The organism is Ulvibacterium marinum, from assembly GCF_003626755.1.
GTDB lineage: Bacteria > Bacteroidota > Bacteroidia > Flavobacteriales > Flavobacteriaceae > Ulvibacterium > Ulvibacterium marinum.
Genome location: NZ_RBCJ01000001.1, coordinates 58,260 through 78,872, shown reverse-complemented (window position 1 = coordinate 78,872; position 20,613 = coordinate 58,260). Strand labels below are relative to the sequence as shown.

20 protein-coding genes are annotated in these 20,613 nt (G+C 41.8%); 6 read left to right on the top strand and 14 right to left on the bottom strand.

Translation table 11 applies throughout. The features are described 5' to 3' along the window. Positions 1-7: 7 nt before the first annotated feature. Both mfd and pdeM read right to left on the bottom strand, forming a co-directional pair. Complete coding sequence (gene mfd, locus D7Z94_RS00375; RefSeq protein ID WP_394347387.1) at positions 8-3,424, bottom strand: transcription-repair coupling factor; 3,417 nt, start codon at positions 3,422-3,424, stop codon at positions 8-10. Between the two features lie 101 nt (positions 3,425-3,525). Beyond that, positions 3,526-4,161 carry a ligase-associated DNA damage response endonuclease PdeM gene (gene pdeM, locus D7Z94_RS00370; protein WP_120709538.1) on the bottom strand — a complete coding sequence of 212 codons (636 nt, stop codon included), beginning with the start codon at positions 4,159-4,161 and terminating at the stop codon, positions 3,526-3,528. A gap of 83 nt (positions 4,162-4,244) precedes the next feature. Between pdeM and rbsK the strand changes: the two genes are divergently transcribed. Then, positions 4,245-5,150 (top strand): ribokinase, encoded by a 906-nt coding sequence (gene rbsK / locus D7Z94_RS00365; protein WP_120709537.1) that lies wholly within the window; start codon positions 4,245-4,247, stop codon positions 5,148-5,150. Between the two features lie 4 nt (positions 5,151-5,154). Further along, positions 5,155-6,150, top strand: a complete 996-nt coding sequence (locus D7Z94_RS00360) for a GRP family sugar transporter (protein WP_120709536.1) — start codon at positions 5,155-5,157, stop codon at positions 6,148-6,150. A 17-nt stretch (positions 6,151-6,167) separates the two neighbouring features. Here the strand turns inward: D7Z94_RS00360 and D7Z94_RS00355 are convergent, their stop codons facing one another. The 3 genes from D7Z94_RS00355 to D7Z94_RS00345 form a co-directional block, all read right to left on the bottom strand. After that, the gene (locus tag D7Z94_RS00355) at positions 6,168-8,636 is read right to left on the bottom strand and encodes a ligase-associated DNA damage response DEXH box helicase (RefSeq protein ID WP_120709535.1); all 2,469 of its coding nucleotides are present in this window, start codon (positions 8,634-8,636) and stop codon (positions 6,168-6,170) included. A 159-nt stretch (positions 8,637-8,795) separates the two neighbouring features. Further along, positions 8,796-10,403: an ATP-dependent DNA ligase gene (locus D7Z94_RS00350; RefSeq protein WP_120709534.1), complete on the bottom strand. Its 1,608-nt coding sequence runs from the start codon at positions 10,401-10,403 to the stop codon at positions 8,796-8,798. Then, positions 10,400-11,425, bottom strand: a complete 1,026-nt coding sequence (locus tag D7Z94_RS00345; RefSeq protein ID WP_120709533.1) for a ligase-associated DNA damage response exonuclease — start codon at positions 11,423-11,425, stop codon at positions 10,400-10,402. The genes D7Z94_RS00350 and D7Z94_RS00345 overlap by 4 nt, the downstream gene beginning before the upstream one ends. Before the next feature lie 99 nt (positions 11,426-11,524). On the opposite strand from D7Z94_RS00345, the gene D7Z94_RS00340 reads away from it, so the two are divergent. Continuing rightward, positions 11,525-11,947, top strand: coding sequence for a tellurite resistance TerB family protein (locus tag D7Z94_RS00340; protein ID WP_120710809.1), 423 nt, complete (start codon positions 11,525-11,527; stop codon positions 11,945-11,947). A 23-nt stretch (positions 11,948-11,970) separates the two neighbouring features. On the opposite strand, the gene fbp is transcribed toward D7Z94_RS00340, so the two are convergent. After that, positions 11,971-12,978: a class 1 fructose-bisphosphatase gene (gene fbp / locus D7Z94_RS00335; protein WP_120710808.1), complete on the bottom strand. Its 1,008-nt coding sequence runs from the start codon at positions 12,976-12,978 to the stop codon at positions 11,971-11,973. Between the two features lie 112 nt (positions 12,979-13,090). Between fbp and D7Z94_RS00330 the strand changes: the two genes are divergently transcribed. The 3 genes from D7Z94_RS00330 (at position 13,091) to D7Z94_RS00320 (ending at position 16,818) form a co-directional block, all read left to right on the top strand. Beyond that, positions 13,091-13,576 carry a GNAT family N-acetyltransferase gene (locus D7Z94_RS00330; RefSeq protein WP_120709532.1) on the top strand — a complete coding sequence of 162 codons (486 nt, stop codon included), beginning with the start codon at positions 13,091-13,093 and terminating at the stop codon, positions 13,574-13,576. An 86-nt stretch (positions 13,577-13,662) separates the two neighbouring features. Further along, positions 13,663-14,913, top strand: a complete 1,251-nt coding sequence (locus D7Z94_RS00325; protein ID WP_120709531.1) for an aspartate kinase — start codon at positions 13,663-13,665, stop codon at positions 14,911-14,913. An 87-nt stretch (positions 14,914-15,000) separates the two neighbouring features. After that, positions 15,001-16,818 (top strand): GNAT family N-acyltransferase, encoded by a 1,818-nt coding sequence (locus D7Z94_RS00320; protein WP_120709530.1) that lies wholly within the window; start codon positions 15,001-15,003, stop codon positions 16,816-16,818. A gap of 1 nt (position 16,819) precedes the next feature. Here D7Z94_RS00320 and D7Z94_RS00315 read toward each other — a convergent pair whose 3' ends face one another. From D7Z94_RS00315 to D7Z94_RS26120, 8 genes are all read right to left on the bottom strand, one after another. Further along, positions 16,820-17,311: a GNAT family N-acetyltransferase gene (locus tag D7Z94_RS00315; protein ID WP_120709529.1), complete on the bottom strand. Its 492-nt coding sequence runs from the start codon at positions 17,309-17,311 to the stop codon at positions 16,820-16,822. A 9-nt stretch (positions 17,312-17,320) separates the two neighbouring features. Next, positions 17,321-17,809, bottom strand: a complete 489-nt coding sequence (locus tag D7Z94_RS00310) for a DUF6428 family protein (protein ID WP_120709528.1) — start codon at positions 17,807-17,809, stop codon at positions 17,321-17,323. A 16-nt stretch (positions 17,810-17,825) separates the two neighbouring features. After that, the gene (locus D7Z94_RS00305) at positions 17,826-18,149 is read right to left on the bottom strand and encodes an ArsR/SmtB family transcription factor (protein ID WP_120710807.1); all 324 of its coding nucleotides are present in this window, start codon (positions 18,147-18,149) and stop codon (positions 17,826-17,828) included. Positions 18,150-18,232: 83 nt separating this feature from the next. Next, a complete protein-coding gene (locus D7Z94_RS00300; protein WP_120709527.1) occupies positions 18,233-18,679 on the bottom strand; it encodes a TM2 domain-containing protein in 447 nt (148 codons plus the stop codon). Between the two features lie 53 nt (positions 18,680-18,732). Next, positions 18,733-19,119: a VOC family protein gene (locus D7Z94_RS00295; RefSeq protein ID WP_120709526.1), complete on the bottom strand. Its 387-nt coding sequence runs from the start codon at positions 19,117-19,119 to the stop codon at positions 18,733-18,735. Next, a complete protein-coding gene (locus D7Z94_RS00290; RefSeq protein WP_120709525.1) occupies positions 19,109-19,582 on the bottom strand; it encodes a DUF1801 domain-containing protein in 474 nt (157 codons plus the stop codon). Before D7Z94_RS00290 ends, D7Z94_RS00295 begins: the two co-directional genes overlap by 11 nt. A 5-nt stretch (positions 19,583-19,587) precedes the next feature. Further along, complete coding sequence (locus D7Z94_RS00285) at positions 19,588-20,097, bottom strand: DUF4199 domain-containing protein (protein ID WP_158594562.1); 510 nt, start codon at positions 20,095-20,097, stop codon at positions 19,588-19,590. 97 nt (positions 20,098-20,194) lie between these two features. Continuing rightward, complete coding sequence (locus D7Z94_RS26120; protein ID WP_120709523.1) at positions 20,195-20,611, bottom strand: response regulator transcription factor; 417 nt, start codon at positions 20,609-20,611, stop codon at positions 20,195-20,197. Positions 20,612-20,613 lie beyond the last annotated feature (2 nt).

Genomic DNA, 20,613 nt, shown 5'->3' with positions numbered 1-20,613 from the left:
AACCTCTTTAAGAAACTACTATTGATTTGTGATCAAGAGGTTGAAGTGCCTCCAACGCCCTATCAACGGAACCAATCTGTTCAAATGCGAGCAATAGTCGGAGTCCGCTTCGGGTTTGCTTTTCCTTGAGCTTAACTTGCTGTGGATGGTTTTGCACAAAATGAAGCACTTTGGTAAAGGCCGAACTTTGATAAAAGTCCGATTGTTGATCGGCTACAAAGTATCCTAGGAGCTTACCTTTTTTCATGACCACTTTTTCCAATCCAATTTGGCTCGCAACCCATTTTACCCGCACGGAGTTCAAAAGATCGGCCACGGTATCCGGCAGTTGACCAAAACGGTCTATTAGTTGGGTTTCGAATTTTTGTAGGCCTTCTTCATCTTTTACCTGATTGAGTTCCGTGTACAGGTTTAGGCGTTCCGTAATATTGTTCACATAATCATCAGGAAAAAGCAATTGAAAATCAGTATCGATTTGGGTATCCTTTACAAATACCTTTTCGTGGTGGCCCTCAACTTCTTCATACAATTCCTTGAACTCATTTTCCTTGAGTTCTTCTATGGCCTCGGCCAATATTTTTTGGTAGGTCTCAAAACCTATTTCGTTGATAAAACCACTTTGTTCTCCGCCCAACAAATCTCCCGCACCCCTAATTTCCAAATCTTTCATTGCGATATGGAACCCGCTGCCCAATTCCGTAAACTGCTCCAGTGCTTGTATACGTTTGCGGGCATCGGGAGTCATTGCGTGATAGGGCGGTGTAATGAAATAACAAAAAGCTTTTTTGTTGCTTCGCCCTACACGACCGCGCATCTGATGCAGATCACTCAATCCAAAATTATTGGCGTTGTTGATAAAAATGGTGTTGGCATTGGTTACATCCAATCCACTTTCTACGATGGTTGTAGAAACTAGAACATCAAACCCACCATTGATGAAAGAGAGCATTAAGGTCTCCAGTTTTTTTCCTTCCATCTGTCCATGACCAATACCCACCTTGGCATCGGGTACCAGCCGTTGTACCATACCGGCCACTTCCTTGATGTTTTCTATCCGATTGTGAATAAAGAATACTTGCCCTCCGCGTTGTATCTCATAGGTGATAGCATCGCGAATGGTTTCCTCGGAGAATCGGATAACCTGACTCTCTATGGGGTATCTGTTGGGCGGGGGTGTATTGATGACCGAGAGATCACGGGCCGCCATTAAACTAAATTGCAACGTACGTGGAATAGGGGTAGCGGTGAGCGTTAGTACATCCACATTTTCTTTAATGGACTTTAGCTTGTCCTTGACAGATACTCCAAATTTTTGCTCTTCATCCACGATCAACAATCCAAGATCTTTGAATTTTACATTCTTGTTAACGAGTTGATGTGTGCCGATAATAATGTCCACTTTTCCCGATTCCAGATTCTCCAAGGTTTCCCTACGTTCCTTTGCGGTCCTAAAACGATTAAGATAATCCACCGTCACGGGCATTTCCTTTAACCGTTCCGTAAAAGTGCGATGGTGCTGAAAAGCCAAAATGGTGGTTGGTACCAGTATAGCCACCTGCTTGCCATTGTCCACGGCCTTGAACGCGGCACGAATGGCCACCTCAGTCTTGCCAAAACCAACATCCCCACAGATAAGACGATCCATGGGACGTTCGCTCTCCATGTCTCTTTTTACATCTTCCGTAGCTGTGCTCTGGTCCGGGGTGTCCTCGTAAATGAAAGAAGCTTCCAGCTCAGTTTGGAGATAACTATCGGGGTCATATTGAAAACCCTTTTCCAATCGTCGTTTTGCATAGACTTTAATCAAGTCAAAGGCAATTTTCTTGACACGCGATTTAGTCTTCTGTTTGAGCTTCTTCCAGGCCGCCGACCCCAATTTGTAGATTTTTGGTACGGCCCCGTCCTTTCCATTGAACTTTGAAATTTTATGGAGTGAATGGATACTAACGTACAAGATATCGCGGTCACCGTACATCAGTTTTATCGCTTCCTGTTTTTTTCCTTCTACGTCAATTTTTTGAAGTCCTCCGAACTTTCCGATACCGTGGTCTATATGCGTAACATAATCCCCAATTTCTAGCTTATTGAGTTCTTTAAGGGTAATGGCCTGCTTCTTGGCATAGCCATTTTTGAGGTGGAATTTGTGATATCGCTCAAAAATCTGGTGATCGGTATAGCAAACTATTTTTAGATCATCATCTATAAATCCTTGGTATAATGGGAATACAAGGGTCTGATAGTTCACTTGTTGGTCTACCTCCTCAAAAATATCATGAAAGCGTTGGGCCTGTTGTTCGCTGGCACAGCATATATAATTGGTATAGCCGTTTTCATACTTTGCATTGAGATCATCAATAAGCAAATTGAATTTTTTATTGAAGGCAGGCTGTGGCCTAGTATTAAAGGATATGGTTCTCTCCTGTTTTGTGACGGCGGGCGATGCTTTATCGTTTGTTAGGCTGGGCGCCGTCGAAGCACCCATTTGAATCAAACCGAAATCTTTTAACTGATTTTGGAATAGTGCAGAGTTTGCAAAAAGTTCCTCAGGAGTGGCATGCTTGATTTCTTGGGATAATTGGGCAAATGCTTCGTTGGCCTTTCCAAAGAAATCGTCCAGCCTCTTGAACAGGAGATCGCTATTTTGAATAAAAATAATGGTCTTCGGTGAGATGTATTTCAGGAAACTTTCCCGCTTTTCCTCTAAGAATTTATTGGCTACATTGGGAATAATACTAATTTTCTTCGCTGTATCCGTTGAGAGCTGGGTTTCAACATCAAAGGTGCGGATGCTGTCTACCTCGTCCCCAAAAAACTCGATACGGTAGGGTTCGTCATGTGAAAATGAAAAAACATCCACAATACCTCCCCGTACCGAAAATTCTCCGGGCTCCGTTACAAAATCAACGCGCTTAAATCGGTATTCAAAAAGTACTTCATTCAGGAAATCCAATGAAAGTGTATCGTCAATTTTAATTTTGAGCGTATTCTTTTCAAGTTCCCTACGAGTGACCACTTTTTCAAAAAGGGCATCAGGATAGGTAACGATAACTGCTGGTTTTTTTCGGGAGTTGATACGGTTAAGTACCTCTGCCCGCAGCAACACATTGGCATTGTCCGTTTCTTCAATTTGGTAAGGTCTTCGATAGCTTCCCGGATAGAAAAGCACATCCTTTTCGCCGATGAGTTGCTCCAAATCGTTGAGGTGGTAGGCCGCTTCTTCCTTATCATTAAAAATCAGTAAAAATGGCCGCTCGGAATTTGAGAAAGCATCGAAAAGGACAAAAGAAAACGAAGACCCGGTAAGGCCTTTAAGAGCGAACTTATTTTGGGATACGGCAATTGCCTCCCGCAGTTTCTGGGCTTGCAGAGACCGTGCATAGCTTTCGGAAATCGGGGTATTGAGCAACCGTAAAACTTTGTGCAAAGATAGATTTATGGGGTAAACAATCCAATTATAAAAACAATTTTGGCCAAGCTATTTCAGAGTATGTGTAAATCAATGGTCCCCGAGCAAATAAAAACGAATTATAGCTTCATAATTTCATCTTCCACAATGGCAAATACCTCATCGGTTTTTTTGGGCTCCAAAACAAAAGTCCCTGTAAACAACCCAAATGCCGGTAGGATCATTTGCCGCTCACTTTTAAAAAAACAAGGTAGCCTGAGGGATTGCCTTCCTCTACCTCGTAATCGTATGGCAGGGTGTATATGACCTGAAAAATTGAAGAACCCGTTTCGTTCTTCCGGATGATGGGTGAGCAGAAAATCATCCCATTGAACCTCAGGGACTACTTCAATACCCAGACCCTCATACTTTAGAGGGGAAATGATATCATGGTTGCCGGCCACAAGAATGATTTTAATGGTCTTTTTTTCGACCCAATTTTCAAAAAGATGCCATTCCTTGTTTAAGGCCGAATGGAAAAGATCTCCCAAAAAACAGATGGTTTTGGGATTAAAACAGTCCAAAGCTTCATCCATTAACTCAAAGTTTTTTTGAACTACATTTTGGGGGACCGCCGCACCGAACTTTCGGAAATGGGACACCTTTCCCAAATGTGCATCACTAATTAATAAAACCGATCTGTCTTGCCAAAATAAGGTGCCGGAAGGATGTAGCGTAAAATTTTGATCTTGTATTTGAATCTGATGCCCGTTCATTGAAATTTCAAAGGTAGAAAAAGCTCCTTGTTTATATGCCTTGATATCCCTACTTTGTCAACGGATAATAAATTGAATCAACCATGTCCAAAATTGTAGTTGTTGGAAGTTCCAATACAGATATGGTCGTTAAGACCGAGAGATTTCCCGAACCGGGAGAGACCATATTAGGAGGTGATTTTTTTATGTTTCCCGGAGGTAAAGGAGCCAACCAAGCCGTGGCAGCGGCCCGAGCAGGAGGTGAGGTAATTTTTGTTTGTTGCTTGGGGGATGATCTTTTTGGTCAAAATGCGCTTAAGGGATATGTAAAGGAAGGGATAGATACAGGCAGTGTGAAAATTGTAGAAAACGAAGCTTCGGGGGTTGCATTGATTACCGTAAATGGAGAGGGAGAGAATGAAATTGTGGTTGCCTCCGGAACCAATGCCCTGCTTTCCCCAAAACACCTTGAGGCACAGATAGGAACTATTTCCAGCGCCCAAATTTTTCTTACCCAACTAGAAATACCCATCGAAACCGTTGCTTTTTTGGCGGGTTACTGCAAGGCAAAAAATCAAAAGCTTATTATTAATCCAGCTCCGGCGCAGGTATTGGACGATACTGTTTTAAACGGGCTTTTTTTGATTACCCCTAATGAAACAGAAACCAAGATTTTGACCGGAATTGAGGTAACGGATGATGCTTCACTTGAGAATGCTGGGAGCGCCTTTTTGGAAAAAGGAGTGCAGAATGTCATTGTTACCATGGGAAGCAAGGGTTCTTTTTTTATGAACGCAACCGAAAACTTTATTGTTCCTGCCCCAAAAGTAAAAGCTGTAGATACAACCGCGGCCGGAGATGTATTTAATGGGGTTTTGACCGTTTGTTTGGCCCAAGGTAAGGGATGGAAGGAGAGTATGGCCTTTGCCAGTAAGGCGGCCGCACTTGCCGTCACAAAAATGGGGGCACAGGACACTGCACCCACATTAGAGGAAATCAACCAATTTTAGGATTATGTTCGTTATAGAAACCTATCAAATAGCTGTACTATTTTGTATTATTACCATGTTCGCCTGGGGTTCGTGGGCCAATACCCAAAAATTGGCAGCAAGCAGTTGGCGCTTTGAACTCTACTATTGGGATTATGTTTTTGGAATTGTTTTGTTTTCCTTGCTTTTTTCCTTAACCGCGGGAAGTACGGGAGAAATGGGCAGGCCCTTTTTAGAGGATATTTCGCAGGGGAGCTCCGAAAATTTCTGGTCCGCCGTCTTGGGCGGCATTCTTTTTAACCTGGCCAATATCCTTTTGGTGGCGGCCATAGCGTTGGCCGGTATGTCCGTTGCGTTTCCTGTGGGTATCGGTTTGGCCTTGGTCATCGGTGTTATTGTAAATTATTTAGATCAGCCCATTGGAAACTCTACTTTTCTTTTTGGCGGCGTCGCCTTAATTGTGGTTGCCATTTTGTTAAATGCCAATGCCTATAGGAAGCTGTCCGCGCAACAGCAAAAAGTACCCACAAAGGGTTTGGTCTTGGCTGTTGTGGCGGGTTTATTAATGGGGTTGTTCTATAAATACGTGGCCAATTCAATGTTTCCCGATTTCACACAGCCCATAGCCGGAAAACTGAGTCCGTATACAGCGGTTTTTCTTTTTGCCTTGGGAATACTGGCGAGCAACTTTTTGTTTAACACCATACTTATGCGCAAACCTGTAGAAGGTGCTGCGGTAAGTTTTAAGGACTATTTTGTAGGAAGCGGGAAGAGTCATCTAATGGGTGTCCTTGGTGGAGTAATCTGGTGTATCGGGATGTCGTTTAGTATTTTGGCATCTGATAAGGCCGGCCCGGCCATTTCATATGGATTAGGTCAGGGAGCTACTGTAGTCGCGGCTTTATGGGGTATTTTTGTTTGGAAGGAATTCAAAGGAGCTCCCAAAGGCGTTACCGGAATGCTGAATGCCATGTTGCTACTTTACATTGTAGGATTGGGACTCATAATTGCAGCTCGTTAAGCAGCCACAATTATAGATTACTTTTTCGTCAAAATTGCGGCCATTCTTTTGATGCGGTCCGCAAGCTTTTCACTGGATAATCTTTCACGACTTAATCTATCGGTAATTATGGGAAAGGAGAAGGGGGTAGGTTGCTCACAATGCTTCCAGACAATTTCCTGCGAGGCCATCCGCTCGAGTGCCATTCGCAAACGGCCTTCCTCCAGTTGATGCTCAAAAGTTTCCCGAAACGCCTGTTGGTACAAAAGATTATTGGGTTCGTAATCCCGGAAGACATCAAATAACAATTGGGAGTTGCTCTGTAAATGTTTCATTTTAATCTGTTTGTAGGGATATCCGGTGAATACCATCCCGCTGATGACCGCAATGTCCCGGAACTTTCTACGTGCCATTTCGGTAGAATTCAGACTTTTTTGCAAATCTTCCAGTAGGTATTCTGCTGTGAATAAATCATTGTCGATGACCTGTTGCATATCTATTTGCTTGTCCGATAATAGTTCAAACCCATAATCATTGAAGGCCAAGGAAAATGTAATTGGTGAGAGCAGGCTTATTCTGTAACCAAAAAGGCTTCCCATGGCCTCATGGACAAAACGACCTTCAAAAGGATAAAAAATGTGATGATATCCTTCCCGGGTCTTAAAGGTTTCGATCAAGAATTCATAGGGTCTGGGAACAATGCTTTCCCTGCCTTGACGTTCAAAAATATGGGCAAGAGACCGAATTTCTTCCGATTGTTCCTTCAAAGGGCTGTAAGCGGAATACAGTTCATTCCGCAACAATTCGGACATGCGAGCGGAAAGGGTCAATCGTCCGCCCATCCAACTGGGAACTTTATTGGTTCTTTTCTTTGAATTACGGACATGGACCTGCATTCCTTTTATTCGGATAAACTCCAGATTACGCCCCGCAAAGGTGAACACATCGCCTTGCGTTAATTTGGAGACAAAATACTCCTCGATAGAACCAATATACCCTCCCCTCTGATAGCGTACGGTAAGGTTGGCATCACCTACAATGGTGCCAATCTGAAAACGATGGCGCATGGCAATACCCTTATTGTTTACCTTAAATTTGCCGTCTTCCGCTACTTCCACCTTTTTATATTCATCATAGGTCTGGAGACTTTGGCTGCCCATAACCAAAAAATTCAACAGCCAGTGCCATTGCTCCAAGGTAATGGCCTGATAGCAAAAGGTCTGTTTGATTTCCAAAAAGATTTCATCAGGATAAAACCCGTTGGATACCGCGAGCGTGGTCAGATATTGCAACAGGACATCGTAGCTGTTCAGATAAGGGATACGGTCTTCTACGGCATTCTGCTTTACCGCCTCTTGTAATGCCGAGGCTTCAATAAGTTCAATGGCATGTGTAGGAAGAAAATGTATAACACTTTCCTTTCCTGGTCGATGCCCACTACGTCCGGCACGTTGCAAAAAACGTGCTACGCCTTTGGGGCCTCCTATTTGAACTACGGTCTCCACAGGGGCAAAGTCCACCCCCAAGTCCAGACTTGACGTACACACCACAGCCTTAAGGCTTTCATTGCGAATGGCCTGTTCTACCCAGGTTCGGGTCTCCTTATTGATACTCCCATGGTGCATGGCAATTTCTCCCGCATATTCCGGATGTTTTTCCAAGATTTTTTGGAACCAGATTTCACATTGGCTTCGTGTATTGGTAAAGAGTAGGGTAGTCCTACTATTGTTAATAATAGGCACTACATCTTCTAAAAGTCGGATACCCAGATGGCCGCGCCATGGGAAAGTTTCCATCTTCTTTGGGATAATGCTCTTCACCGTAATCTTCTTTTTGATATTGGCCCTGATCATTACCGAATTCTTGAGCGCTTCGGTTTCAGGGCCCAAAAGGACTTCTCGGGCCTGTTCCAAATTTCCTATGGTCGCCGATATCCCCCAAATCCGAAGATTTTTGGAGACTGTTTTTAGGCGCGAAAGGGCTAATTCCATCTGTACACCGCGCTTGGTCCCTAAAAGCTCGTGCCACTCATCAACCACTATGGCCGAACAATTCTTGAAGGTTTTGTCATACCCTTTGGAGGCAAGTAAAAGCTGAAGGCTTTCAGGAGTGGTGATCAATAGGTCGGGCATATTTCGTTTTTGCTGAGCCCTTTCATTTGTTGAAGTATCCCCGGTACGGATACCTACGGTCATTTGGGTTTCCAAATCCTTGGTGACCCGCTCCGCGGATTGCCTAATTTCCTGGGATAAGGCTCTGAGAGGGGTTATCCAGATGGCCTTTAGCCCTTTTTTGTGTTTTATACGGTATTCCGGATTTTGTTTGATGTAGTTAAGCACTATAGGAAACCATAAGGCATAAGTTTTACCGCTTCCAGTAGGGGCGTTCAACAGTCCATGTTTGCCTTTTAAAAATGCGCTCCAAGTCTTTTTTTGAAATGGAAAGGGTTTCCAATTTTGTAATTGGAACCAGTTTTCCGCAATTTTATAAAGTTCCTCTTCAGTCATGTTGCTCAGCCAAATTTCCTCTACACCAGAGAAAACTTATTTATTAATTCCTTCCATTATTTAAGGGAAGGTGGATTCCAAACTTGTTTGGAAGACGCAAGGAATTACTTTTTCTCCCCTTTCCGAGTAAGCCCTGGCTTATCCGCCTTATAGAAAGCATCATCGTATCATTTTTTTTAAATCATCCAATGTATTCGCTTCCTCGATTTTTTTATCCTGTCGCCATCTTAGAATTCTAGGAAATCTCGTGGCCACACCACTTTTATGTCGTTTGGAAAGGGCTATACCTTCAAAGGCAATTTCAAAAACATGGTGAGGCGTTACGGAACGTACCGGCCCGAAACGTTCCAGGGTATTCTTCTTGATCCAATTGTCCACTTGCCGAAACTCCGCATCGGTCAACCCGGAATAGGCCTTGGCGAAAGTGACCAACTCTTTTTCGCCATCCTCACGCTCTGACCAAAGGGCAAAGGTATAATCCGTAAAAAGATTACTTCGCCTACCATGCCCCCGCATGGCATAGGTGAGGACCGCATCAACAGTCAAGGGGTCTACCTTCCATTTCCACCAATCGCCCTTTTTTCGTCCTACCAGATAGGGAGAATCCTTGCGTTTTAGCATTAAACCTTCGCTTTGCACTTCCCTGGAACGATTACGTTCTTGGGCCACCTCCTGCCAAGAGCTAAATTGTAATGTTTCGGAAAGATGCAAGGACTCCGTGACTCTCAGAGAATTGACTTTTTCAAACAATCTGTCCAGTAATTTCCTTCGCTTAATGAAAGGCTGCTTTCGAATGTCCTTGCCTTTCCATTCCAGTAGATCATAAGCCTTTAAGATTACGGGGACTTTTTCCAGTAAATTTTTGGAAACTGTTTTTCGACCTATTCGGGTCTGCAGGTCGTTAAACGTTCCGATTTGGCCATTGGGATATGGGAGTATTTCACCGTCTAGCACCGTGCCATTGGGAACAGTATTAATAAAAGCATGGAACTCTGGGTATTTGTCGGTGACCAATTCCTCTCCACGACTCCAAACGAAGACTTCCTTATTTCGGACAATGACTTGGGCCCGTATCCCATCCCATTTATGCTCAACGGACCAGTCTTTTACGTTTCCCAACTCCTCGACTTCGTTTTCAACGGCATAAGCCAAATAAAAAGGGTAGGGTTTTGAAAGATAGTCGCTTTCATTTTCCTCCAAAATCAATTCCTGAAATGAAATGGAATTCGGATCCCAGTTGCCCATTAATTTATAAGCGAGAATATCCTCATCGATTTTAGTTGCTTTGGACAGGGCACGTGTCATCAGTTTTTGGCTCACTCCAATTCGAAAACCACCGGTTATCAATTTGGTAAAGACGAAGCGTTCATAATAATCAAGCACTTTCCAATTCTCATGTAAGTATTGTTTCTTGGCTTCGTCATCCTTCTTTTTAAGGGCGATCATTTCTTCCAAGAATTGGGTTAGACTTTTATCCGTAGAAGTTTTGGAAGAGGGCATGACCAGGGCAATGGTCTCTGCCAAATCCCCAACGATATGATAGCTTTCCTCAAACAACCACAATGGAATATGGGCCAACTCTGATGCCCATTCGCGCAATAAGGTGGTATTGACAGGACGTGGCGGACGCCGATGGGAAAGAATGGCAATAGTCCATACCTTATCTCTAGTATTGGCGGCATTAAAATAATGGGTCAGGGCATTTACCTTTATATTGGTTTTATTGGTGCTGTCCAAAGCTTTTATAAGTTGCGCAAAATTTTTCATGCCTCTGATTCTTCTTTTGAGGCTGGGTTCAATTCTCCCAATTCCCCCTCATATTGCGTTTCTTCGGTCCGTGCATCATATCCTTGCTCCCTCAGATATCTTGAAAATATTTCAGTGTATCCATGTGTGCATATTACCTTTTCGGCTCCAGTGGCGTTGATACTATCCAAAAGCCCCTGCCAATCACAATGGTCGCTAAGGACAAAACCTTTGTCGATCGCCCTCCTTCTTCGTGCCCCGCGAAATGTCATCCAGCCACTTGCCGATGCTGTAACATAAGGAACCATTTTTCGCATCCAGGAACTCCCATGGGCACTAGGAGGGGCAATAACCATATGCCCTAGTAGGTCTTCTTTTTTTGTGTCCGCGGTAATCAAGGTGGTCTTTGGAAAATCCACTAATTGGCGCACCACCTCGGTCATGTTTTCGACCGCTCCGTGCGTGTATATTTTTCCAAGGGACAAATCCAAGTGTTTCAGTAAACGTTGTGCTTTCCCCAAGGTATATCCAAAGAGGACAGATGTTTTGCCTTCTGATTTGTTTTCGGCCCACCAACTATTGATTTCTTGAAAAACCTCTTCTTGTGGCATCCACTTAAAAGGGGGCAAACCAAAGGTGCATTCGGTAATGAAGGTATTACATTTTACGGGCTCATAGGGCGTACAGACTCCGTCATCCTCATTTTTATAGTCTCCGGAAAATACCCATACTTCACCTTTATGCTCAACCCGAATCTGGGAAGAACCAATGATATGACCGGCAGGGTACAAACTAAACTTAACATTGTTCACGATAAAGGATTCACCCCATTCCTTACCCTGTATGTTTATCTTCCCCAATCGATGGGTAACAATAGGAACATTGCGATGATGTGTAATATAGCTTTGATGGCCCCATCGACTGTGATCCGCATGACCATGGGAAATTATGGCATTCTGTACAGGTCGCCAAGGATCTAAATATACATCTGCCTTGCTGCAATAAATACCTTTGTCCGTAAATTCCAAGAGGGGCTTTTTCATAGTGGCAGGAAGTTACGAATTTGGCCAAAAACAAAGTTGGGGATATTATAAAATATGACCTTTAAAAAAATTATATTTGCACCCATTAAAATAGAAAGAATGTCCGTAAAAGATTTGTACGATGCCCATTCGGCGAACAACAATTTGGCGCACTTTGCAAGCATAGCCTCGTTAGCTGCGGTAGATGGTTATATTGATGATGAAGAAATGAAACTTTTGGAGCGATTTGCGCATAAGTTGAATGTTTCCGATGCCCAGTTCAAAGAGGTTATGAAAAAGTCCAACAAGTATCCCATAACTCATCAGGTGAGCTTTGAGAAGAGATTGGAACGTTTTTTTGATTTAGTGAAAATTGTTTTTGCTGATGGTATTTTGGATGACGAAGAAGAATTTCTTTTGGGCAAATATGCCATAGGATTAGGCTTTTCATCCTCACAGTCCGACGAGATTATCGCAAAATCAAAGGCCTTGTTTACGGGAAAAATAGATTTTGAGGATTATCTCTATTTCATGAACAAGTAGTTTCCTAAAGTACTGATGGGCAACTATTGGTATTTTTGTAAAAACTCCTGTAGTTTTTCCACCATTTTCCGACTTCCACAAAAGAAGGGTATCCTTTGATGCAATTCTTCAGGTTTTACATCCAATATTCTGGAACGACCCCCTATGGCCAGGCCATTGGCCTGCTCGGCAAGAAAGGCCATGGGATTACATTCATATAAAAGCCTCAATTTTCCATTTTCCGTGATACTGCTTTTGGGATACATATAGATGCCCCCTTTGATCATATTACGATGAAAATCGGATACGAGAGATCCTATATATCTGGAGGTATAAGGCCTATCTCCTTCTTCCTTTTGACAATATTTTATATAGTCCTTTACTCCTTGATGAAAATGGATGTAATTCCCTTCATTTACCGAATAAATTTTACCCGATTCAGGAAATTGCATGTCCGGATGGGATAGATAGAAGGTGCCGATTGCAGGATTCAACGTAAACCCGTTTACACCATGGCCGGTGGTATAGACCAACATAGTAGATGTGCCGTAAATAATATAGCCTGCGGCGACCTGATTTTTACCGGGCTGAAGAAAATCTTCCAAAGTTACAGGAGTACCCACAGGGGTAATGCGCCTATATACAGAAAAGATGGTGCCCACGGAAACATTGACATCAATATTTGTAGATCCGTCCAAAGGATCGATCAGTACAACATATTTGTTCCGGTGTTTCTCATCATTACTGTTGATACTTATAAAATCGTCTTCTTCTTCAGAGGCAATCCCACATACAATTTCACGATTCTTCAGAGTCTGTATAAATTTTTCATTGGCAAGCACATCCAATTTTTGTTGGTTTTCACCTTGGATGTTCATTTCTCCTGCAGTCCCTAGAATATCAACCAACCCTGCTTTGTTCACCTCATGGTTTACTACTTTTGCAGCTAGACGTATGGCATTTATCAGTTTGGATAATTCACCTGAGGAATACTGAAATGCAGCTTGATTCTCTATGATGAATTCGCCTAAAGTCTTATTTTTTTTGTTCAGCATGGGAGTGTTATTTTCTGGTGCAAAGTTCGTTTATTTTGTTAAACTACAACGTTTTCGTACCTTTTTAGTTTTTTAAATTTATAACTTTGTGTTTTATTTGTAACAAATTATGGAATATATAATTCGGGAGGCAGCGGAAAAAGATATGGTCCAGGTATGGGGCCTTATTAAGGAATTGGCCATTTTTGAAAATGAAGGAAATGCTGTTGAGGTTACAGCTGAAGATTTGGTGAAACATGGATTTGGGGATATAAAGCATTTTCATTGTTTCGTAGCCGAAACCAAGGAAGGAATCATGGGAATTGCCCTGATATTTCATAGATTCTCCACATGGAAAGGGCCTATTATCCATTTGGAAGATCTGATTGTTTCGGAAAAGGCAAGAGGTTATGGACTAGGTTCGGCACTTTTACATAAAGTAGTGGAATATGGTCATAAATTGGGCGTAAAGCGTATTAACTGGGAAGTACTGGATTGGAATGAACCTGCCATTGCCTTCTATGAAAGTAAAGGTGCCAAAGTCCTGCGGGATTGGGACGTGGTCCAATTGGACGAGAAAGGAATACGTAATTTTTTGGAAAAAAGTCGTACTTAAGATTTCGGGGAAGACCATTTAGTAAACAATACGATTCTTATAAAAGGTTTCCCTTGCATTAGGGATGGAATAAATACAGTGATTACATGAGAATTTTCAAATTTGGAGGAGCATCGGTCAAGAATGCCGAAGGAGTCAAAAATCTGGTCAATGTACTTAAGGAAGTTGGCTATGATAATACATTGCTCGTCATTTCGGCAATGGGCAAGACTACCAATTCCATGGAGGAGGTTGTAGATTCTTATTTTAATGAAAAAGAAAGACTTCCCTTTAAAGTACAGGAAGTCGTCGATTTTCATAACAAGATTTTATCCAATCTTTTCCCTAACGAGCAACATCCTGTTTTTAAAAAGGTAAAATCCTTGTTCGATGAAATTCAAGGCTTTCTGGTATGGAACAAATCACCCAATTATAACTTTGTTTACGACCAACTGGTCGGGTATGGTGAGTTGATCTGTACCACAATAGTAAGCGCCTATTTGGATGAAGTTGGGATGAAGAATACGTGGTTGGATGTACGCAACTTCATAAAGACCGATAATAGCTATCGGGACACGAATGTGAATTGGGAGAGAACCCAGGAAAAAATATCCAAGGGTATTGATCGGAAAGTACTTAATGTAACCCAAGGATTTTTGGGCAGTGATGACAACAATTTCACCACCACCTTGGGAAGGGAGGGGTCTGACTATACAGCGGCTATTTTGGCCTATTGCCTCAATGCAGATTCCGTTACTATCTGGAAGGATGTACCGGGTGTGCTTAATGCGGACCCCAGACATTTTAAGGAAACACAATTATTGAACAAAATATCGTACACGGAAGCCATAGAGTTGGCTTTTTATGGAGCGTCCGTTATACATCCCAAAACGCTTCAACCCTTGCAACGGAAAGAGATTCCGCTCCATGTGAAATCGTTCATCAATCCTAAGGATTCTGGTACTACGGTTGGAAGAGGTATCGGTATAGAGCCATTAGTTCCTTGTTTCATCGTTAAAAAGAATCAAGTATTGGTAAAACTCTCCTCCTTGGATTTCTCCTTTATTGTTGAGCATAGTATCAGCGAACTGTTCAAACTACTTCATGAACACAAAATGAAAGTGGACCTCATACAAAACTCGGCCATTAGTTTTTCGGTTTGTGTGGATAACAAATTTGGAGGCCTTAATGGACTTTTGGAACTTCTTAAAAGTAGATTCAAGGTAGTTTGCCATGAAGAAGTTTCATTATATACCATACGGCATTTCAATGAAACGGCAGTAGAATCATTTTTGAACGGGTATGATGTGCTTCTTGAGCAACGAGGGAAGGAAACCTTACAATTGGTGGTGAAATAGGAGTACATACTCTATTTCCTAAATGTTAAAATAAATCGCTCAACTCGTGATTTCCCTATATTTACGGTTACCTAAATTTTTTATGATATGGGTTTAGTGACCGCGAAGGAGGTGGCCAAGGCAGTCAATTTGGATAAATATGGATTCTTGGGCACTTTTATGGGGTGGGTCTTAATGAAGGTCACAAGAATTTCAAGTATCAACTCTTTTTATAATAAAAATCGGCATTTGGAAGGATTAGAATTTCTAGATGCGGTCCTTCAACACTATGAGATAGATTTTGATATTCCAGAAGAAGATTTTAAACGCTTACCCAAAGAAGGTCCCTATATTACCATTAGTAATCATCCGTTGGGTGCCATTGATGGTGTATTATTGTTGAAATTAATGGTCGCACATCGCCCGGATTTTAAGATAATTGCAAACTTTCTTTTGCATCGAATCAAACCCATGGAACCCTATATTTTACCGGTCAATCCTTTTGAAAATCGTAAGGACGCCAAAAGCAGTATTATGGGATTTAAAAGTTCCATGGTACATTTGGGAAATGGGCACCCTCTGGGCATTTTTCCCGCAGGTGAAGTGTCAACCTATAAGGACGAGAAACTAATTGTTGACCGTCCATGGGAGGAAGCGGCCGTAAAATTGATACGTAAGGCCAAAGTACCGGTTGTCCCTATTTATTTTCATGCTAGGAATAGCAAGCTTTTCTATCGACTTTCAAAAATCAATGATGTCTTTCGGACGGCGAAATTACCCTCCGAAGTGTATTCCCAGCACAATCGTCCAATAAAAATACGAATTGGACAGCCTATATCGGTCGAATCTCAAAAGGAACAGGAGACTTTGGAAGAGTTTTCCCAACTTTTGCGCAAAAAGACCTACATCCTTTCACATGCCTATGAGAAGGAACGTCTAATCGATCAAATCCCTACTACACTAAAAATCCCTAAACCACCAAAACGTATTGCCACAGCCGTTAGGACCGAGGTAATACTAGGGGAAATAGAAAGACTTCGAGAGAAGGATTGTAGGATGCTCCAGAGCAAGAATTATGAGGTGTTTTTGGCAAAGGCCCAGGATATGCCGTTTATCCTTCAGGAAATTGGCAGACAACGGGAGGTTACCTTTCGTGCCATAGGTGAGGGAACCAATAATTCCATAGACCTGGATGAGTTTGATGCCTATTACCACCACCTATTTTTATGGGACTGTGAAGAAAAAACCATAGTTGGGGCCTACCGTATGGGTATGGGTACCGAGATTTTTTCTAAATACGGTATTGATGGCTTTTATCTGCAAGATCTTTTTAGGTTTGAACCGGAGCTTTTTGCCATGATGCAACAATCTATAGAGATGGGAAGGGCCTATATTGTAAAGGCCTATCAACAAAAACCCATGCCTTTGTTCCTTTTGTGGAAAGGCATTGTACATACCACCTTGAGACATCCGGAGCATAAATATTTGATTGGAGGGGTAAGTATCAGCAATCAGTTTTCCAACTTTTCCAAATCCCTGATGATCGAGTTTATGAAAAGTAATTATTGGGATCCTTACGTGGCACAGTACGTTCGCCCTAAAAAAGAGTTCAAGGTAAAATTGAAGGATGCGGATAAAGAATTTGTTTTTGATGAAACAGAGGCCGATCTCAATAAGTTTGATCGTTTGATCAATGAGGTAGAGCCCGGGGATTTGCGATTACCAGTACTCATCAAGAAATATATCAAACAAAACGCTAAAGTGGTCGCGTTCAATGTGGATCCACTGTTCAATAATTCGGTAGACGGTCTAATGTATATTAAAATTGCAGACCTGCCTGAAAGTACGGTGAAACCGGTAATGGAAGAGTTTCAGGCAGAACTGGAACGAAAACTTACCGAGGCCAATTCTACAGAGGTTCCCTAATTCAATCTACCCCAATAATCTTGCTCCTTCGTTCGAACAAAAGATTGTCTTTCCAATGCCCATTTAACTTCCCGACCCGTTCCCGCCTACCGATATATCGAAATCCCATTTTTTCATGGAGCTTAACGCTGCCTTGATTTTCTGGAAAAATCCCGGATTGTAGAGTCCAAAGGCCCATCTCTTCACTTTGTTGTATTAAAGTTTGCATCAATAGTGTTCCTAAACCCGAACCTCTGAATTTTTTACCTATGTAAACACTTATTTCCGCTACACCACCATAAACGCATCTGCTGGATACGGGCGAAAGTGCGGCCCAGCCCAAAATATCCTCTTTTTTCCAGGCGACCAATCTGCATTGTTCCAGATGGGCCTTGTCCCAATCCAAATAGGAAGGGATAGTGGTTTCAAATGTAGCATAGCCCGTAGCGATTCCATCGGCGTAGATTTCCGAAACCTTGGGCCAATCGGCCTCTATCATTTTCCTAATCTCCATGTTTGGGGACTAACAACATCCGCTTTCAGGGGCGCAACAAGTCTCTTCTTTGGTGTTTGCTTCAACAGGTACCCCACAGGTCTCCTGAGCCTTGCAATTTGTCTTTTCAACCACTAGCCTAACCAAAAGGTGTTCGTTAGCAACGTCCACATCATCAACAAAAAGCTGGGCCGTATGGAAATCCGGATTGCTATATTCAAATTTTATTTCCGCATCGGGTTGCATCCGTTTCATACCGCTTACTTTTTTAAAAATATCAGTGGCTTTCTGAGCCGTCATATATTGCAAGCTGTCTTTTTCTTTTGGGCTTTCCCAAAGTTGGACCACGGTTTCCCTCCAAAAATCGGTACCTGCCCCACAGTCTACGGCATCTATGATTACGTTCTTTACTTCGGTTATGTGGTAATTTGGTGCAATGGTTTTTCCTTTTGCGTATTCAAACAGTAAACTTTGAGTTGGATGTGCCTCTAAAAGCTCTAGAAATTCTTGTGTCTTCATAGATCTAAATTTTAGTTTAACAACAGTTTTGATTTATTGTAGTAAAAAATGCATGGAAAAGCTGCTGTAGCTCGGCCCATTTTTCCTTATGTATACAATAGCATAGATTTTTCCCTTCAAACGTTCCTTTTAACAGGCCAATTTTCTTTATCTCGTTCAGATGTTGCGAAATGGTAGGTTGGGAAAGACCAATGACATCTACCAAATCGTTACAAATACACCCTTCTTGTTTGCTTATGTATTGTAGAATGGCCACCCGCGCCGGATGGGCCAAAACCTTGGCCACGGAGGCAAGTTCGTTTTGGGTAGGATTGAATATCTCGGTTTTTGTGGCTCCCATACGATTATAAAAGTAATATTGCAATATTACGATGATATGTTGAAATAAAAAAGCCAAATCAAAAAAATTTGGCCTTTCGATTTTTAGAACCACGGTTTTTTCCCCGCCTGATAGGTGTTATAGAACTCCTCATCGGATTTGGTCAAATATATGATACCTTCTATGAGTCCTACTATGGCAGTAGCCATAACAACGAAACTTCCTATGACAAAGCACATGGTGGCATAACCTATTATAGTTGCCACCAATAGAATAATACCCTCCTTTTGATAGCCTAGGATAAATTTATGGACTCCCAAAGACCCGAATATAATAGCCAATACCCCGGCGAGTATTTTTTTATTGTCCCCACTAACGTTGTTCATAGCTTCTTTGGCACCATCGGCAAATTCATTGGCCGTTTTTTTGGCTTCATCGGCAAAATCACCAGCTGCTTCTTTGGTATCCTCTGCGAATTCATTGGCCTTTTCTTTGGCGTCGTCGAAAGCATCTTCGGCCTTGTCGCCCAAATCCTTATTTTCTTCTGACATCTCTATTGTTTTTGGTGGTTAATATAACCTTAAATGTAGCGATTATTTAGAAATCAGAGAAATACTTTATCTACAGGCTCCCAAAGTTCAATTTTGTTTCCTTCGGGATCTAGTATCCACCCGAATTTTCCATAATCGTATTCTTCTATTTTACCAACAATTTGAACGCCTTCATTTTTCAGTTCTTCTAAAAGTTCTTTCAGATTTTCGACCCTAAAGTTCATCATAAAAGATTTCTTGCTTGGAGCAAAATAGGTCGTATCTTCCTTAAAAGGGCTCCATTGTGTGGAACAATCATTTCCTTCCTTATCTTTCCACCAAAACGTACAACCGTATTGATCGGTTGCCAATCCCAAATGGTTTTTATACCATTCCTTGGTAGTCTCGGGATTTTTAGACTTAAAAAAGAACCCTCCAATACCGGTAACTCTATTTTTCATTTTTTCTATTATTTTTTATTGCGTTTTCATAAAAGTCGATCCATTGTTCAACTGTAATTTTTTGACATAACTCGCCAATTAGGCCATAGGGTATAGCATCTATTTTCTTGAATCGGATGCAACTTTTGCCCATATCCAATTTTGTGCTTGCTGTTTTTGAATATTCTTCCTTGAACCAATCCAGGAGTTCTTGTTTGGAATATATGCCCATATGGTATACGGCTATATAATGCTTTTGCGAAGCTAAATTCATAAAAGGCAACGGCATTTTAGAATCACAATGATAGCCGCTGGGATAAATGGAATGGGGGACTACATATCCCAACATGCCGTAGTTCATTTGTTCCTCAAAACCTTTGGGAAGGTTCTTAAGAATGATTTTTCGCAATTTAGAGACGGCTGCTTGTCTTTCAATCGGAAGTTGTGCTATATAGTCTTCTGGAGAGTTGGCCTTGTATTGCATTGGTGTTAACTTTTTCGTTGAAGAATCAAGGAAGAAATTAATGAAATGATAAAACCGATGACAAATACGGTAAGGAACATAATCAAAAAATTCATCATCGGATTGGCAAAGAGTTGTTTTTCCGACTCCATCCGGGTCTGTTCCAGTTTGAATTCTTCGGCCGGAAGGGTTTCCTTCATTTCATTTAGGACTACTTCATAATACTCCGTTAAGAAATCGGGATTTATAAATTTTACATAGATCACATCCAAAACGCCAAAGGCAAGGGCCGTAATCAGACTGATCAGAATGCCAATGATAAGCCCTTTTTTAAAGGTGACCTTACCTTGGTTCTCCTGGTCCCTAAAATGTTTAATGCCAAAATAGACGAAGGATAGAGAGATAATCATAGAAGCATAACCCAAGATTTCCTGGGTAGACATATCAGCTCCTTTCAATACAAACCAACTAAAAAGGAATAGGGCACATATGGTAATACTTCCAAAGAGCCCATAGCGTAAAACTGATTTTTTCATTTTCAGGGAGTTTAAAGTTTTGGCCAAAGTAGTCTTTAAGACAAAATGGAGTGTCATACTAAAGTACCAAAATCATTCTATTTTGCCGTATAGGATGCTAAAGATGAATAATCTGAAGCTCCTTCGCCTTTTGTATGGCCTGTGTTCTGCGTTTGGCGTCTAATTTTAGCAGTACTTTGGAGACATGGGTCTTTATGGTACTTTCCGAAACAAAAAGCTTATCTGCAATTTCTTTGTTGGATAACCCTTTGGATACTTCCAGAAGTACCTCGTACTCCCTTTTGCTCAATCCCAGTTGTGCTATTCTGGATGGATCCACTTCTTTTGATAGGTTGTTCTTTTCAGTGAAGCTTCGTTTATTGAAGAACACGCCAACGGCAAAAAATACCATAGCGATAAGGGCTATTATCATTTCAATGGAAGTGCTTCCGGAAAGATAGGAATACTTGCTTAGTTGAAAGAGACTAAGCAGTGCTATAATCAAGGCCGAAAAGATAAAAACCGTACGCTTCACGT

Bases quoted from the DNA above. Each gene is read 5' to 3' on its own strand.
- pdeM (WP_120709538.1), bottom strand. From the start codon at position 4,161: ATGAACGGGCATCAGATTCAAATACAAGATCAAAATTTTACGCTACAT.
- D7Z94_RS00325 (WP_120709531.1), top strand. From the start codon at position 13,663: ATGAGAATTTTCAAATTTGGAGGAGCATCGGTCAAGAATGCCGAAGGA.
- D7Z94_RS00320 (WP_120709530.1), top strand. From the start codon at position 15,001: ATGGGTTTAGTGACCGCGAAGGAGGTGGCCAAGGCAGTCAATTTGGAT.
- D7Z94_RS00285 (WP_158594562.1), bottom strand. From the start codon at position 20,097: ATGAAAAAATCAGTTTTACGCTATGGGCTCTTTGGAAGTATTACCATA.
- D7Z94_RS00350 (WP_120709534.1), bottom strand. From the start codon at position 10,403: ATGAAAAATTTTGCGCAACTTATAAAAGCTTTGGACAGCACCAATAAA.
- D7Z94_RS00295 (WP_120709526.1), bottom strand. From the start codon at position 19,119: ATGAAAAATAGAGTTACCGGTATTGGAGGGTTCTTTTTTAAGTCTAAA.
- rbsK (WP_120709537.1), top strand. From the start codon at position 4,245: ATGTCCAAAATTGTAGTTGTTGGAAGTTCCAATACAGATATGGTCGTT.
- D7Z94_RS00300 (WP_120709527.1), bottom strand. From the start codon at position 18,679: ATGTCAGAAGAAAATAAGGATTTGGGCGACAAGGCCGAAGATGCTTTC.
- D7Z94_RS00355 (WP_120709535.1), bottom strand. From the start codon at position 8,636: ATGACTGAAGAGGAACTTTATAAAATTGCGGAAAACTGGTTCCAATTA.
- D7Z94_RS00290 (WP_120709525.1), bottom strand. From the start codon at position 19,582: ATGCAATACAAGGCCAACTCTCCAGAAGACTATATAGCACAACTTCCG.
- D7Z94_RS00360 (WP_120709536.1), top strand. From the start codon at position 5,155: ATGTTCGTTATAGAAACCTATCAAATAGCTGTACTATTTTGTATTATT.
- D7Z94_RS00305 (WP_120710807.1), bottom strand. From the start codon at position 18,149: ATGGGAGCCACAAAAACCGAGATATTCAATCCTACCCAAAACGAACTT.
- D7Z94_RS00310 (WP_120709528.1), bottom strand. From the start codon at position 17,809: ATGAAGACACAAGAATTTCTAGAGCTTTTAGAGGCACATCCAACTCAA.
- D7Z94_RS00345 (WP_120709533.1), bottom strand. From the start codon at position 11,425: ATGAAAAAGCCCCTCTTGGAATTTACGGACAAAGGTATTTATTGCAGC.
- D7Z94_RS00340 (WP_120710809.1), top strand. From the start codon at position 11,525: ATGTCCGTAAAAGATTTGTACGATGCCCATTCGGCGAACAACAATTTG.
- D7Z94_RS00315 (WP_120709529.1), bottom strand. From the start codon at position 17,311: ATGGAGATTAGGAAAATGATAGAGGCCGATTGGCCCAAGGTTTCGGAA.
- D7Z94_RS00330 (WP_120709532.1), top strand. From the start codon at position 13,091: ATGGAATATATAATTCGGGAGGCAGCGGAAAAAGATATGGTCCAGGTA.